The following is a 14,288-nucleotide window of genomic DNA, read 5'->3' on the forward strand; positions in this document are numbered from 1 at the left end:
GAAATGAACCTGAGAGTTCGAAGGAAAATGACAGAAGAGTTAAGGGGACTAGGGACTAGGGACTAGGGACTAGGGACTAGGGACTAGGGACTAGGGACTAGGGACTAGAAAACTAGAAAACTAGAAAACTAGCAAACTAGCAAACTAGCAAACTAGCAAACTAGATATAAAAAAACAGCTCGAGAATATCGAGCTGTTTGAATGTTGTCTATTGCTTTGCAAGTTACTTCAACTTGTAGATGATACCAGGATTACAACGAACCATTTCGAATCGGTCTGTCAATCCAGTTAGAGACTCTGATGCCCCTAACAGTAAGTAACCACCAGGGTTCAAGCTGTTCGCCATCTGGTTCAGTACTTTTGATTTCATATCTGGTGAAAAGTAAATCAATACGTTTCGGCAGAAAATGATGTCAAATTTACCCAGTAACGCGTAGCTATCCATCAAGTTTTGTGGCCTAAAGTTCACCAAACGCTTTACGTTGTCTTTGACTTTCATACGGCCATCGCCTGCGTCTTCAAAAAACGTGCGGCGTCGCTCAGGAGAAAGACCACGGCCTAGAGCTAGGTTGTCATAAACACCGGCTCGACACATATCCAACATGCTGGCTGAGATATCCGTCGCGGTAATCGCCACGCTGGTTAACATACCCGGCTTACGTTGTTGAGTCTCTAGCACCGTCATTGCCATCGAATAAGGCTCTTGACCTGAAGAACTTGCCGCTGACCAAATTTTAATAGGGCGACGGCTTGCCGCTACCTCAGGCAAAAGCTTTTCTGCCAATACGGTGAAAGGATAGGTATCACGAAACCACAAGGTTTCGTTTGTCGTCATTGCATCGACTGCTGCCACTCGAAGTTCGCGATTGCGGCCAGTGACCACATCTCTTAGCAGATCCGAGAGTGAAGCTAGTTTGAATTTGGTGACCAATGGACTGAGACGGCTACGGACCAAATACTGCTTACTGTCACCCAATACGATGCCGCACTGGGACTCTAGAAAACGGCTAAAGTCTCGATACTCTTGGTCACTGATTGTAATAGCAGTCATTAACGTCTCTTTATTAGTTTGTTAGTGCAGTTTTCACTGCATTACCCAATTCGTCTGGATTGAACTTCGCGATAAACGCATTTGCGCCGACTCGTTCAACCATGGCTTGGTTAAAGACACCACTGAGAGAGGAGTGCAGGATCACATACAGATCTTTTAACTCTGCATGGCGGCGAATTTCCGCCGTTAAAGTATAACCATCCATCTCAGGCATTTCGATATCCGAAATCACAAGAGAAATCTGATCTCTAATCGGGCCATCTGCGGCCATTTCAAGCAACTTCTCGTAAGCCTCTTTGCCATCTTTAACCGCAACGCATTCAAAACCAATATTGGTAATGGCGCGCTCTACCTGTTTACGAGCAACGGTGGAGTCGTCAGCAATCAAGATACGACGTACAAGCGCTTTTGCAGTTTCGACTTTGGCAATTTCTTCACCAATCGAAGAATCCATTGTTTCATCCACTGGCGCGATTTCAGCCAAAATTTTCTCAACGTCGAGAATTTCAACTAACTCATTATCAATGTTGGTCACTGCAGTTAGGTAGTTCGCTTTACCAGCACCATCTGGCGGTGGCAAGATAGCCTCCCAATGCATATTAATAATACGCTCAACAGAAGTCACCAGGAACGCCTGAATAGAACGGTTGAACTCTGCGATAACCACAAAGCATTTATCGATATCTTGAGTTGGACGTCCGCCAATTGCTAGGCTTAGGTCAATCACCGACACGGTATGGCCACGAATATGAGCGACACCTTTTACCAGTGGGTGCAGATTAGGCATTGAAGTAAGCTTAGGGCACTGTAGCACTTCTTTGACTTTAAATACGTTAATACCATAACGTTGTCGGCCCATTAAACGAAAGGTCAGCAACTCAAGTCTATTTTGACCTACGAGTTGCGTCCGCTGATTCACTGAATCAAGAATCCCCGTCATAAGCTCATCTCCATCTCAAACTTTTTGATTAAAAGTGATAATCTAATTACAGCTGCATAACACCAGAGAAACAGAATGGCGTATTCTAATACTTATTTATCTTCATTTACCATCTATAAGTGTAGAGCTTTCTATAAAAGTTACGCTAAGTCTATCGGCATTTTGCTAACTTTGTTTAGTTTTTTTGCGCATGGCGCGACAGAAAATCAAATAAAACAGATACAGTTAGCTGCAGAAGAACACATTTTAGCCAATGTGGAGGCTCCATTGGGAGGCCAGTTGACTGTCAGTGCCGCTAATATAGATAGTAGAATAAAAGCGACCGATTGCCCGATTGCTTTGGTAACCAGTTCCAATTCAACCAATAGCACTCGAAGTAATATTAATGTTCTTGTGGAGTGTCCACCAGATGAATGGCAGATCTATGTCCCTGTGAGACTGTCGATTGCCGTTTCTCTAGTGACGGCAAATCGCTCCCTTAGCCGGGGAGAAATCATCTCCTTCTCAGATGTGAGTACCAATTTGATAGAGTTACAACGCTTTCGCAAAGAAGGGTATTCCGACATCACTCAAGTCGTTGGGGCAAAAGTAAAACGCGTTTTGCGTCCTGGTGATGTAGTGGAGCGAGGAGACATCTGTGTTGTATGCCGCAATGAAAAAGTGGTGATAAAAGCAACAAAGGATGGGATGACAATCACAACTCAAGGCACCTCATTACAAGATGGCGCAACAGGGGAACAAGTTCGGGTGAAAAATGACAAGTCTCAGCGTATAATCGAAGGAATTGTGACCGGCATTGCTGAAGTGACTGTTTCGTTTTAACATGTTCCTCATGCTTCCTATCGGGGCTCGTCTAAGTTTTAGGCCCGAATCCTGCTAGAAAGAAAATGGAAATTTTTTCTAAAGTATTGGCTGACGTGGTCGATACTGAGAGTACAAATCCCGTACTGCGTAGGTAAGGTTTATATATGGCAAGTATCGATAACATACGTTCAGGTCAAATCATGACGACAAACAGTCGTGGTCCTGCGCGTTTCGATTCAAATTCGGTATCTGATACCCGTAACGAAGCGAAAAAAAGCAACGTCGGGCAAGATGCTGTTTCTTTGAGTCAACAAAGTCGTGATATCGAGCAACTTCATCAGGAAATGGCGTCTAAGCCAGCATTCGATGCCGCTAAAGTCGCCGCGATCAAAGAAGCGATCGCAAACGGTTCTTATCGTGTCGATCCTGAAAAGCTTGCAGATAACATGATGAAATTTGAAAACGAACTGGCAGACCGCGTTAAAGCATAAGGTCTAGGTAGGTAGTAGTTATGGCTGCTTTAGTTGATTTAGTAAATTTCCAGTTTGAAAATGCTAAAGCTCTCTCTATTGTGTTAGAAAAGGAAAGCAAGATCATTGCTAGCCGTGTTTCTGCAGATATCGAGAAAATTGCCAAAGAAAAGATGACGCTCATTGGTCGTTTACAACAAACAGACCAGCGAATTGCCTCTCACCCGCATGTCAATCAACTTACCGAAGATACTTACTTAAGAGAAACGGTTGCCAGTATTCAATCGATTATTCTTGATTGCCAACAAATCAACCAAATCAACGGCGAAGCGCTTACGCGCGCTCAATCTAGCTTCAACAAACTCAATAATATGCTGCAACATAGCCACGGAAAAATAGGCATGACCTATAATGCCGGTGGTAAAACGCATACCATTTCTACCCTTGGTACGAATATCAAAGCGTAATCAGACCGGATAACGCCTTTTTACGGTATGAGTCCAAACTTAATGCCCCTTTCTCATGCAACACTAAATCAAATCCTCCTTTTCTCCTTCGATAACATCACGTCAAAAGATCACTCACGCTGCGCTAAAAAAACGAATAAAAGAAAAGCGGCCAATCGTGGCCGCTTGATTCTGATTATCTGGAAAACTGAATGAGATTAGAAAAGTGTTTGCTGCCTTTTTTCAGGGATCTGCTGAACTTCACCGTAGTCACGCAGCTTATCCATCTTACGAATATCTAAACGCAGTTCAGTTACATAGCTATCGCCCACAGGGTAACTACGCACCACTTCTGCACCACGGATCACACCATCAACGGCACCTGAGGTATTTTCAACACCCAAACGCTGATCCTCCAAATGCGCTCTGCCACTCACTCGCATACCATAAACCTGCTCGGCAAGTTCACGATACGCGTCAATTTTAGAAGCACGCATGGCACGAACGCGTTTTTCTTCATCTGTGCGGCCTGTTTGTTCACTAATACTGGCATACCCCACTGCCACCAGCATATCGTCTTGACGCATCTGCTGTAGCGGTTGGCACCCCACCATAAGGAGCATAACGAAAGCGATAAGAGACTTTTTCATAGCTCCCCCTATGGACGTAAGATCACGGTATATGGTTGACGAATGGTCGGATCTGAACGAATGATCACCCCATCTTGAGTGCGAATACTGTTCAATGTATCCAAGTCGCGGCCAATACGCTCAGCAGGTAAGAAGCCTTGAGCTGAAGCCACTACCACTCGGGTTTGCATACCCACAACGCGAGCGTTGACTAACACGCCACCTTCTTGTCGTAACATGGTCCCCGTGAGTACATATTGGATTTCTTGTTCTTGTGCGAGATCTTTCCAATCACGGCTCAAAGCAAAATCGCCTTGTTGCGTCACTTGAATCGATCCCGTGGTTTTGAAATCCACGACTTTGAAACCACGACGCTGAAGTTGGTAAATAAAACCTTCAGACACGGAGTTTCCAAGCCAGTTGGTTGAATCCATGTTCTGCAAATCAACAAACGAGGTGACGGCAATCGGTGTACGAGCAGACACACTGGTATTTGACAGAATCAGATCTTCCGTCAGGCTCTCGACAAAGAAGTCCATCGTATGACGCGGGCTTTCCATCAGCATAAACTGGCTGCCCGAGTACGGTTCTTTACCGTTGTAAATCGGTGAGTAGGCGCATGAACTCAAAGCCATGACGGACGCTACAACAATCCATTTTTTCATGGGGTTAATCTCCAGATAATCTCAGATGTCCATTAAGACTGCTTTTGTTTTCCGACTGGTTTACAATCTTGGAACAGTCTTTGCTTTTGTATCTCTGCAACAAGTTAAAAGCGACATCCATATACAGCTGATAAATGCAAAGCAATATCTATACCCACTTGGGAAATTCACGATGAAAAAAATTACTTTTGGCCTATTTTCAACAATTTGGATGACATTCCTCTCTCTAAATGCTCATGCCGCATGGTATGAAGCGACGGGAGTTGCCACCATTGTTTCATCTGAAGAAGTGGCAAGAGTTCACGCCTTAGAGGACGCGTTATATAAAGCCGTCAACTTTTCTGGGGCAGATATTGGCAGCCTCAGTAATCTTCGCCCATTTCTTGAAGAGAGCCGCACAGAGTATCAATTCACTAACCACGAAGTCCGCTACATCCTAGTTCAGTCTCAACGATCCAAAGGGAATAAGGTCGAAGTACGTGCCAGAATTGATATTTATCCATCGGCAACAGGTTGCCACGTTAGCCAATATAAAAAGACCATTTTGGTCGGCAATATTGATGTTGCCTCGCCTCAACAAGCGGTGATGGGGCAAATCTACAAAGTGGGGGATGATTTCAGCCACGTCATTAACCGACAGTTTGATCAGGAATCAAGAAGTTTTGTTTCAGTCGGCACCACTGATTACGATATTGATCGACGCAATCCCGAACGTATCAAGATGATTGCCCAAGACACTGGCGCTCAATACATCATCGGTGGTGTCATCACCGACTTAACCGCGACGATCGAATCGAAATTACTTGTAGATGACGTGATCAATCGCCAGTTTGCCCTCGAAATGCAGGTGTACGATGGCAAAACGGGTAATGAAGTGTATTCAAGAAGCTACCGTGAAGTGGCGAAGTGGCCGTTTGCAAAAACCAGCCAGATTGACACTCGCAGTGCGCGCTTCTGGGCTTCAACCTATGGTGAGATGATGCTGCGAGTCAGCCGTAATATCATGTTAGATATGGAATCGGAAGTGTCGTGCAAGATCACCCTGCCAGAGGTTGTGGCTGTTTTTGGCAATACCGTCACGATGGATCTTGGCCGAATTCATGGTGTGCGCGAAGGCGACAGGTTGCAACTTTGGCACACGGCTTCGTTTATTGATCAGTATGGCTTGCCACGCAACAAAGTTTCTCAAAGCGAAATTACCTTAACGGTTTCTCGAGTTTATGAAAACGAAGCCGAGTTGACGGTGGATCAACCGAACTTAGCCTCCAGTATCCAGATTGGCGACGTAATGCACAAACCGCTTTAATATCAAAAGTTAAGGCTTAACATTTGTGTCCATTTCCGTAAGATAACAAGCCTGCTCCCATGGCACAGCTGGATAGCGCAGCCCCCTCCTAAGGGGCAGGTCACAGGTTCAAATCCTGTTGGGAGCGCCATCTTACTCAAGCTAAGCGTCAACGATGCTTAGCTTTTTTTTCGTCAAGTGCTTTCCTATTGTTCAGAAAAAAATGGGCAACTTTTCATTTTGCTACTTTAATTATTACTAATATTTCCTTACTCTAACCCATATTAATAAAATTATTAGTTACTGTTATGACTAAGAGCAATCTGATAACTAACACTGGGCATCGTTTCATTTCAAAAGGCAAAACTGCCTTTAAAATTCATATCCATACGCCTGACGATAAGGTGCTGCATCGTTCGATTGGATTTGTAAAACTTGGGGAAAAGAAAGCGCTACAAAAAGCGATTAAAATGCGCAATGAACTGGGAAGAGAGATGTGGGGGAAATTCTGGCGACGCCTAATGAAAGATCCGTACTTAATGACTCGTCTGCCTCATAGTTTAGAGCCAAAGATCGTGCACAAACCCAACCCTACTCTGGCGGATCCTAACAACCGAGATACCTGCTACATTGCCAAATGGCGTGTGATGAATGACAAAGGCGAATACAAATACAAAACCGTCGTTCGTTCCATCAGCAAATACGGCAAACTTGCCGCCTACTCACAGACCAAAAAAGCGCTATTGGAAGCGCACAAAGAGAATTTAGAGATCCTCACCTTTATGGGCCGATTGAACAGCATTGGTCTCAAATAACGCGTGCTCTTTTTCACACTCAAACAAAGTCCAAAAAAAAACCGCAGCACTGAGCTGCGGTTTTATTATTCTCGCTGGCCAATTATGCGTTTGCTTCACGCTCTGCAATAAACGCCAACGCCATCTTAATACGCGCAACAACACGCTCTTTACCGATGAGCTGCATCACTGCATCTACAGAAGGAGACTGACCACCACCAGTAACAGCAACACGCAGAGGCATACCGATTTTGCCCATACCGATTTCAAGCTCAGTACACACATCGGCAATCACTTGGTGTAGGTTTTCTGTTGTCCACTCAGTAAGGGCTTCCACTTTAGCCAGAGCGACTTCTAGCGGCTGCTTCGCCACACCACGTAGGTGTTTTTTCGCTGCATCAGCATCAAATGCGTCAAAATCTTGGTAGAAGTAACCAATTTGATCGGCCAACTCAACCAACGTATTGCAACGCTCGCCAACCAGTTTGATCACGTCAGTGATGGCTGGACCATTTTCGGTCTTGATACCCTTCTGATCTAAATGCCACTGAAGATGTTCAGCTACGTATTCAGGATCCGATGTTTTGATGTAGTGGTTATTCAACCATAGCAGCTTGTCGGTATTAAACGCAGACGCTGACTTTGAGATAGCATTCAAGCTAAATAGGTTGATCATCTCTTCTTGAGAGAAAATTTCTTGGTCCCCGTGAGACCAACCAAGGCGCACGAGGTAGTTGTTCAATGCCACTGGCAAGTAACCCATATCGCGGTATTGCATCACTGACACCGCACCATGACGCTTAGACAGTTTCGCACCGTCATCACCTAGGATCATGGCACAATGCGCAAACGTAGGAACTGGCGCACCTAGTGCTTCATAGATGTTGATTTGACGAGGCGTGTTGTTGATATGGTCTTCGCCACGGATAACGTGCGTAATGCCCATATCCCAATCGTCAACCACCACACAGAAGTTGTAGGTTGGTGAACCATCGGTACGACGGATGATGAGATCATCCATTTGGCTGTTGCTGATTTCGATACGACCACGGATTTGATCTTCGAATACAACGCTACCCTCTTTCGGGTTACGGAAACGAATCACGCATGGATCGCCATCTTTTGCCGCTTCATTTGCCGCTTTGATTTTTGGATGCTCAGCATCGTAGCGAGGCATTTCTTTGTTGGCTTCTTGCTCTGCACGAACTTCATCAAGCAGCTCTTTTGATGCGTAACATTTGTACGCTTTATCTTCCGCAAGCAGCTTATCAACCATCTCGTTGTAACGATCAAAACGCTGAGTTTGGAAATAAGGACCTTCGTTCCATTCCAAACCTAGCCACTGCATACCTTCAATAATGGCATCTACCGCTTCCTGAGAGTTGCGCTCTAGGTCCGTATCTTCAATACGTAGAACGAACTCACCACCTTGGCTTTTCGCGTATAACCAAGAGTAAAGTGCTGTACGAGCACCACCAACGTGTAGGTAGCCAGTTGGGCTAGGAGCAAAACGAGTTTTAACCGTCATCAGAATTCCTTAGGGATAAAATACAGCCTCTATTTCAAGCACTGCGAGTTCAAGGACAAAAGTGGCGACATTTTACCATCGTCGAACGAATCTACAACCAGAGAAAATCGCTCAGGCTATCCCAAAAACACATACCCTCAATGCGTTTATCACATTGAGGGTGGAATTCGATTTTTCGCTTATTAAACGAAGGAAAGAAGAAAACTATTTTAAGTTTTGCATTGCCCATTGCATAAAGGCTTGCTGCTCTTGTCGAGTCATTTCTTTAAATGCAGTTTTAAGATCCATTGCTTTTGGATCGTGATTAACGAGTGGTGCGCTGTCCGCCTTTTGTGCTTTCTGCGCGTTGTAATCTGCGACTTCTCGTTCGTAATCACGAAATCCTTGCAGGCCACCTTTATAGAGTTGAACCATAGTAAATGCGACCGGATTTCCTTGAGCATCCGTCAAATGTACTGTTGGGTTGTTTTCAAATTTTTTCGCGTCGTCAATCGTACGGAACTTACCATACTCTAGTGTCAGCGCTTGTTCTGGCTTGGCGACAAACTCAAGCAACAATGGTTGTGAATCAAATTTGCGGCGTTTGCCATCTTCAAAAACAATTTGTCCAATCGTCACCGCAATCTGATTGTGGCCCGGTTTTAATTCGATGCGATTGCCATTATGCACTTCTTGAAGCGTCACGCCTTCACCATTGACGATTTGTGGCGTAATTTCCTTCTGCAGCGTCAGGTTGGCAGCGAACAGTGAGCTGCTAAATAGTGCTAACGCACTCATAATCATCATTTTTTTCATATTTCAGTTCCACTTATCAACGAAGAAAGGGCGTTGCCGCCCTTTCTTGATTTCTAACGAGTTAGAAGTAGTATTCAACACCCACTGAGAACTCAGTGTAATCTGCTGACTTCCAGCGAGCACCTGAACCATCAAGTGCTTCTGCGCCGTCACCAAAGTCTAGCGTACGAGCACGAGCGTACAGTACTGCAGATGGGTCAACAAAGTACATAACTTGTGCAGAAATTACGTTGTCATCTGTGTTGTTGATTGTTTTGCCGTTACGCTCTAGCTCAAAGTTAGCCGCGTAGCCCAATTTGTACTGCCAGTCACCCGTGGTGTACATCAAGCCAGCAGTCATTGCATTTTGCTTTTCGTCAACACCGTTGTTCGCATTCGCTTCCATCATCTTGTATTGAGCAAAGAAAGAAATGCCGTTTTCAAACCAACCTTGAACGCCCACGAGGTAAGTATCGTTGTCCCAAGTTTGACCTTCAGCAACGATATTGCGGTTACCTTCGTACGCTGCGTCTAACTGGATTGGACCAATTTTGTAGTGTGCCGCTAAGCCAGCCCAGAAATCGTCGCCTTCACCAAGACCAGCTTTGTCACCAGCACCAGCTGCCACATCGAGAGAGAATGCTTCGCCGTACATTGGAGAATCCCAACGAATAGTGTTCGATTGACGATCTTGGTACTTAGCACCACCGATAGCACCACCCCAGTCATATACATCACCTAGACCTGGGTTCGATCCTGGCCAGTCAACCAACTCGTAAAGTGGAGTCAATACGCGACCAACACGAACTTGACCCATTGATTCGCCTTCAAAACCAACGAATGTATCGCGCTCACCAAGGCCAGCACCTTCACCGCCAAAGCTTGGGTCTACGTAGCCACCTTCAATTTGCCAAATGAACGTTGGGCCGAAGTTAGCAAAGTTCTTCTTACCGCGGAAACCAATGCGCGATTCGTTGTTGAACTGCATGCCACCTAGGTTGTCATCTGTTTTTGCGTCACCAGAATCGTAATCGCGGTAAGCGGCCTGCATCGCAATTACACCGTATACTTCGTATGCAAAAGAGTCTTTAGTTAAATAGTTTTTTGCTGCATCGCTGTTCGCACCATCTGCAAATGCTGCACCACTGAACATTAGGCCAGTCACTGCTGTTGCTAATAAGCTTTTCTTTAGGTAAGACATGTTTAACCCCTATATCTTTTTAGTTTTCCTTGGCTTGCTTACTTCCCTAGGACATAGAACCAAGCTCACCAGTCATGTTTGGACGGGGCAAATATCTCAGACTTTTTTTTCTTTAAAAAATGGCGACACCAACAACCTGAGCCACTTCAAAGTCAACCAATAAAAAATAATATAAAAACACTAAAAACAACCACTTAACCGCAAACAAAAAATATAAAAAACGTCAAATTTAGCTTTTCATAGCAACATGGCGGCAAATATGTTGCCGTATCGTGAAGCGACTCACGCAACTTTTAGCTCAATTAACGGAACTTTATATTTCCAAAGAAAAAAGATTGAAGTGCCTCGCAAGGAAATAAGGCTAAACATCGGTACGGCAAAGCCATTTTGACGTAATTGATTGCACGAACCAATGCTTGACCTTCCCCCGGCGGCAAGGTTTATCGTTATTACCACATTATTTCGTGGGAGATAAAAAGATGAACCAATTTACCCTTGCGCTCTCTGGCCTCAACTGCATGGGTTGTGCTCGTAAGGTCGAGAAAGCACTGCATGCCGATCACAGTGTCACGATTCAAGCGCTTTCTCCCAACGAAATCAGCTTAGAGACCCCGTCCACTCTGGCCGAGATTGCTGAAACGATAGAAAAGTTGGGTTACCGTGCAGGCAATGAGTTCAACTTTGATCTTGAAGGACTTAACTGTGGTCGCTGCGTGAGTAAAGTGAACGCATTGCTCGGTGAGCACAGCGAGGTGATTCGCTTCACCGCAAGTAAAACAGAACTTACAATCACCACCAGCTTGAATGAGCAAGAGGTGATCACCCTCATCGCGACGCTTGGATACCAGGCACGTCTACACACCGCAGGTGAAGAGGCCGCTCAAAACGTCGAATCGCTTACCACACCATCCCCTGTTTTGTCTGATTCAACACCTTTAGACACTACTTTAGCTACCGCTTCAACAGCGCCTTCAACCGAAACAATCAACCTATTGATTCAGGGCATGACCTGTGCGAGCTGTGTTTCTTCCGTTGAAAAAGCGATGTTGGCTGTCAGTGGTGTGAATAAAGCGCAAGTTAACCTTGCCGAACAAAGCGCAATTATTTTTGCAGAGAGTAATGAGGCAAACTTGATAGAGGCAGTGATCTCTTCTGTCAAACAAGCCGGTTATCAAGCTGAAGTGGTACTAGACGCAGAACTCACTCAACAAAAACAGGCTGAGCAACTGGCTCAAGCACAACGAAAACACAAAGCCAGTGCCTTCGCAGGAATAGCCCTTGGTGCACCACTCATGTTGTGGGGTGTATTGGGTGGCAGCATGAGTATCGCAAACACTCAAGATCAGATCGCATGGGGGGTGGTCGGCTTAGTCTGCCTATTGTTGCTTGCTACCGCGGGAAGAAGCTTCTTTACCAATGCGTGGTTAGCACTCACTCACAAACGCGCCACTATGGATACATTGGTTGCATTGGGAACGGGTGCCGCGTGGCTCTTTTCGATGTTAGTGGTGATTTTCCCGACTTGGTTCCCAATGGAATCGCGCCACGTTTATTTTGAAGCCAGTGCGATGATTGTCGGCTTGATTTCACTGGGACACTATATCGAAGCAAAAGCCAAAGCGCGCACAACCCAATCGCTGCAATCGCTGATCAACCTTCAGCCTCAAACCGCAAGTTTGATCACCGACCAAGGTGAGCAAACCATCGCCGTTAAACAGATTCAATTGGGGATGAAGCTGCGCATCAAGCCGGGAGAAAAAATCCCCGTTGATGGTTTGGTGATTTCTGGCGAGTCGTATCTCGACGAATCCATGCTCACAGGTGAACCCGTTCCGGTTTTCAAACAAGCGCAAGATAACGTTTCTGCTGGCACCCTAAATAATGACGGCAGCTTAATGATTCAAGCAACTGGGATCGGCGCTGATACCATGCTGGCTCGTATTATCCGTATGGTGCGTCAGGCGCAAAGCAGTAAACCCGCTATCGCCAAACTGGCGGATCAGATTTCATCGGTCTTCGTGCCTGTTGTCGTGGCCATTGCCCTTTTCTCTGCGGCAATTTGGTTTTTCGTTGGCCCAGAGCCAAAAGCCAGTTACATGTTGGTGGTCACGACTACCGTACTGATCATCGCCTGCCCCTGCGCACTGGGCCTTGCCACCCCGTTGTCAGTGACGGTGGGGGTTGGCAAAGCCGCAGAAATGGGCATTTTGATCCGAGATGCGGATGTTCTGCAATCTGCCAGCAAAATTGACACAGTGGTATTCGACAAAACAGGCACTTTGACCCAAGGAGCTCCTAAAGTTCAAGCGCTCTATGCCTTTGACCACGATCAGCAGCATTTACGTTCACTGCTGTTGAGTGCGGAACAGCAATCAGAGCATCCACTCGCCAAAGCAATTGTGGCAGACGCCCAGCAACACAAAGCACCTGTGCTTGAGGTGAGCCAGTTTGAAAATATGCGAGGCAAAGGAGTTCGCGCGGTCATTGCGGGGGATGAGCTGTTGGTGGTGTCATTAAATCACTTACAAGCGCAACAATTTGATTTGAGCGCCGCCACTGTGGCGATTGACGAATGTGCACAAAACGCTTGGACGCCAGTTGCTGCCGTGCTTAAGCAGCGTTTAATCGGCATGATCGCCATTTCAGACCCAATCAAAGGCGATTCTAAGCAAGCTATCCAAGCCTTGAAGAAAGAAGGCATCCACACCGTTATGCTAACGGGTGACAACCAAAGCGTGGCCAATGCCATTGCTCAAGAGCTGGGTATCGATGAAGTCATCGCGCAAGTGCTGCCCGATGAGAAAGCAAGCCATATCGGACGCCTTCAATCACAAGGTCGCAAAGTGGCGATGGTCGGTGACGGTATTAATGACGCGCCAGCGTTAGCCTTGGCTGATATTGGCATTGCGATGGGCAGTGGCAGTGATGTCGCGATTGAAAGCGCGCAGATGACGCTGCTCAACTCGTCACCACTTGCCGTTCTCAACGCCATTGAACTCTCCAAAGCGACGGTGAAAAACATGAAGCAAAATCTCTTTGGCGCCTTTATTTACAACTCTTTGGGTATTCCTGTAGCAGCTGGCGTACTGTATCCTGTGTCAGGTTTTCTTTTGAGTCCTGTGGTGGCTGGCGCAGCCATGGCACTCTCTTCCATTACCGTGGTCAGCAACGCCAATCGACTACGCTTATTTAAAACGACAACACGCTCTTAGGGGTCACTATGAAACTAAAAACACTTACTCTTATGCTGCTGGCAGGTATGTCAGCAAACGTTTTGGCAGCGGACGTCATCAACCATAAATCACCTTACTGTGGATGCTGCGGTGATTGGACTAAACACATGGAAGAGGCAGGTTTCACCGTAAAAGAAGAGCTTCACGATGATATGAACAGCGTTAAGCAGAAGCTAGGATTGAAGAACGAGCAACTCTATTCATGCCATACTGCGGAAATTGAAGGCTACGTATTTGAGGGGCATATTCCGGCTGACGATATCAAAGCCTTTTTAGAAAACCCACCTCGCAACGCGAAAGGCCTTGCGGTTCCGGGTATGCCAATGGGCTCTCCGGGCATGGAATACGGCGACAAAAAAGACAGCTACTCTGTGTATGCCTTTAACGAACAAGGTCAAGTGTTTGAGTATCGCCGCCATGAAGGCAATCAAAAATAGCGATTGAACAATAAAGAGAAAAACCCAGCTG

General features: G+C 45.9%; 14 protein-coding genes and 1 tRNA gene. 8 read left to right on the forward strand and 7 right to left on the reverse strand.

Translation table 11 applies throughout. The features are described 5' to 3' along the window. Nucleotides 1-223 precede the first annotated feature (223 nt). Both AOT11_RS03060 and AOT11_RS03065 read right to left on the reverse strand, forming a co-directional pair. Nucleotides 224-1,051 (reverse strand): protein-glutamate O-methyltransferase, encoded by an 828-nt coding sequence (locus AOT11_RS03060; RefSeq protein ID WP_017420923.1) that lies wholly within the window; start codon nt 1,049-1,051, stop codon nt 224-226. Nucleotides 1,052-1,064: 13 nt separating this feature from the next. Continuing rightward, complete coding sequence (locus tag AOT11_RS03065) at nt 1,065-1,991, reverse strand: chemotaxis protein CheV (RefSeq protein ID WP_017420922.1); 927 nt, start codon at nt 1,989-1,991, stop codon at nt 1,065-1,067. Nucleotides 1,992-2,066: 75 nt separating this feature from the next. Between AOT11_RS03065 and flgA the strand changes: the two genes are divergently transcribed. From flgA to AOT11_RS03080, 3 genes are all read left to right on the forward strand, one after another. Next, complete coding sequence (gene flgA / locus AOT11_RS03070) at nt 2,067-2,813, forward strand: flagellar basal body P-ring formation chaperone FlgA (protein WP_017420921.1); 747 nt, start codon at nt 2,067-2,069, stop codon at nt 2,811-2,813. A gap of 146 nt (nt 2,814-2,959) precedes the next feature. Then, nucleotides 2,960-3,286 (forward strand): flagellar biosynthesis anti-sigma factor FlgM, encoded by a 327-nt coding sequence (gene flgM / locus AOT11_RS03075; RefSeq protein WP_017420920.1) that lies wholly within the window; start codon nt 2,960-2,962, stop codon nt 3,284-3,286. 20 nt (nt 3,287-3,306) lie between these two features. After that, complete coding sequence (locus tag AOT11_RS03080; protein ID WP_011078346.1) at nt 3,307-3,732, forward strand: flagella synthesis protein FlgN; 426 nt, start codon at nt 3,307-3,309, stop codon at nt 3,730-3,732. Between the two features lie 197 nt (nt 3,733-3,929). On the opposite strand, the gene flgP is transcribed toward AOT11_RS03080, so the two are convergent. Further along, entirely contained in the window at nt 3,930-4,361 is a 432-nt protein-coding gene (gene flgP / locus AOT11_RS03085; RefSeq protein WP_017420918.1) for a flagellar assembly lipoprotein FlgP, read from the reverse strand. 8 nt (nt 4,362-4,369) lie between these two features. Continuing rightward, entirely contained in the window at nt 4,370-5,005 is a 636-nt protein-coding gene (locus tag AOT11_RS03090) for a FlgO family outer membrane protein (protein WP_011078348.1), read from the reverse strand. A gap of 172 nt (nt 5,006-5,177) precedes the next feature. Between AOT11_RS03090 and AOT11_RS03095 the strand changes: the two genes are divergently transcribed. The 3 genes from AOT11_RS03095 to AOT11_RS03105 all read left to right on the forward strand — a co-directional run bounded on the left by AOT11_RS03095 (nt 5,178) and on the right by AOT11_RS03105 (nt 7,105). After that, nucleotides 5,178-6,311, forward strand: coding sequence for a flagellar assembly protein FlgT (locus tag AOT11_RS03095; RefSeq protein WP_026050441.1), 1,134 nt, complete (start codon nt 5,178-5,180; stop codon nt 6,309-6,311). 53 nt (nt 6,312-6,364) lie between these two features. Further along, nucleotides 6,365-6,441 (forward strand) — tRNA-Arg (locus AOT11_RS03100). A gap of 157 nt (nt 6,442-6,598) precedes the next feature. Beyond that, nucleotides 6,599-7,105 carry a hypothetical protein gene (locus AOT11_RS03105; protein WP_011078350.1) on the forward strand — a complete coding sequence of 169 codons (507 nt, stop codon included), beginning with the start codon at nt 6,599-6,601 and terminating at the stop codon, nt 7,103-7,105. 82 nt (nt 7,106-7,187) lie between these two features. Here AOT11_RS03105 and gltX read toward each other — a convergent pair whose 3' ends face one another. The 3 genes from gltX to chiP all read right to left on the reverse strand — a co-directional run bounded on the left by gltX (nt 7,188) and on the right by chiP (nt 10,587). Continuing rightward, complete coding sequence (gene gltX, locus AOT11_RS03110; protein ID WP_017420916.1) at nt 7,188-8,612, reverse strand: glutamate--tRNA ligase; 1,425 nt, start codon at nt 8,610-8,612, stop codon at nt 7,188-7,190. A gap of 204 nt (nt 8,613-8,816) precedes the next feature. After that, entirely contained in the window at nt 8,817-9,407 is a 591-nt protein-coding gene (locus AOT11_RS03115; protein ID WP_017420915.1) for a YccT family protein, read from the reverse strand. A gap of 61 nt (nt 9,408-9,468) precedes the next feature. Then, nucleotides 9,469-10,587 carry a chitoporin gene (chiP, locus tag AOT11_RS03120; RefSeq protein WP_017420914.1) on the reverse strand — a complete coding sequence of 373 codons (1,119 nt, stop codon included), beginning with the start codon at nt 10,585-10,587 and terminating at the stop codon, nt 9,469-9,471. A gap of 479 nt (nt 10,588-11,066) precedes the next feature. Between chiP and AOT11_RS03125 the strand changes: the two genes are divergently transcribed. Further along, on the forward strand, nt 11,067-13,799 hold the full coding sequence (locus tag AOT11_RS03125; protein WP_026050440.1) for a cation transporter: 2,733 nt from the start codon (nt 11,067-11,069) through the stop codon (nt 13,797-13,799). 8 nt (nt 13,800-13,807) lie between these two features. Beyond that, nucleotides 13,808-14,257, forward strand: coding sequence for a DUF411 domain-containing protein (locus tag AOT11_RS03130; protein ID WP_017420912.1), 450 nt, complete (start codon nt 13,808-13,810; stop codon nt 14,255-14,257). Nucleotides 14,258-14,288 lie beyond the last annotated feature (31 nt).

This window comes from Vibrio vulnificus NBRC 15645 = ATCC 27562 (genome assembly GCF_002224265.1).
Taxonomy (GTDB): domain Bacteria; phylum Pseudomonadota; class Gammaproteobacteria; order Enterobacterales; family Vibrionaceae; genus Vibrio; species Vibrio vulnificus.

Coding starts and splice junctions, on each gene's coding strand:
- AOT11_RS03090 (WP_011078348.1), bottom strand. CDS start 5,005: ATGAAAAAATGGATTGTTGTAGCGTCCGTCATGGCTTTGAGTTCATGC.
- AOT11_RS03065 (WP_017420922.1), bottom strand. CDS start 1,991: ATGACGGGGATTCTTGATTCAGTGAATCAGCGGACGCAACTCGTAGGT.
- flgP (WP_017420918.1), bottom strand. CDS start 4,361: ATGAAAAAGTCTCTTATCGCTTTCGTTATGCTCCTTATGGTGGGGTGC.
- AOT11_RS03125 (WP_026050440.1), top strand. CDS start 11,067: ATGAACCAATTTACCCTTGCGCTCTCTGGCCTCAACTGCATGGGTTGT.
- flgM (WP_017420920.1), top strand. CDS start 2,960: ATGGCAAGTATCGATAACATACGTTCAGGTCAAATCATGACGACAAAC.
- AOT11_RS03130 (WP_017420912.1), top strand. CDS start 13,808: ATGAAACTAAAAACACTTACTCTTATGCTGCTGGCAGGTATGTCAGCA.
- AOT11_RS03095 (WP_026050441.1), top strand. CDS start 5,178: ATGAAAAAAATTACTTTTGGCCTATTTTCAACAATTTGGATGACATTC.
- AOT11_RS03060 (WP_017420923.1), bottom strand. CDS start 1,051: ATGACTGCTATTACAATCAGTGACCAAGAGTATCGAGACTTTAGCCGT.
- AOT11_RS03080 (WP_011078346.1), top strand. CDS start 3,307: ATGGCTGCTTTAGTTGATTTAGTAAATTTCCAGTTTGAAAATGCTAAA.
- AOT11_RS03105 (WP_011078350.1), top strand. CDS start 6,599: ATGACTAAGAGCAATCTGATAACTAACACTGGGCATCGTTTCATTTCA.
- gltX (WP_017420916.1), bottom strand. CDS start 8,612: ATGACGGTTAAAACTCGTTTTGCTCCTAGCCCAACTGGCTACCTACAC.
- chiP (WP_017420914.1), bottom strand. CDS start 10,587: ATGTCTTACCTAAAGAAAAGCTTATTAGCAACAGCAGTGACTGGCCTA.
- flgA (WP_017420921.1), top strand. CDS start 2,067: ATGGCGTATTCTAATACTTATTTATCTTCATTTACCATCTATAAGTGT.
- AOT11_RS03115 (WP_017420915.1), bottom strand. CDS start 9,407: ATGAAAAAAATGATGATTATGAGTGCGTTAGCACTATTTAGCAGCTCA.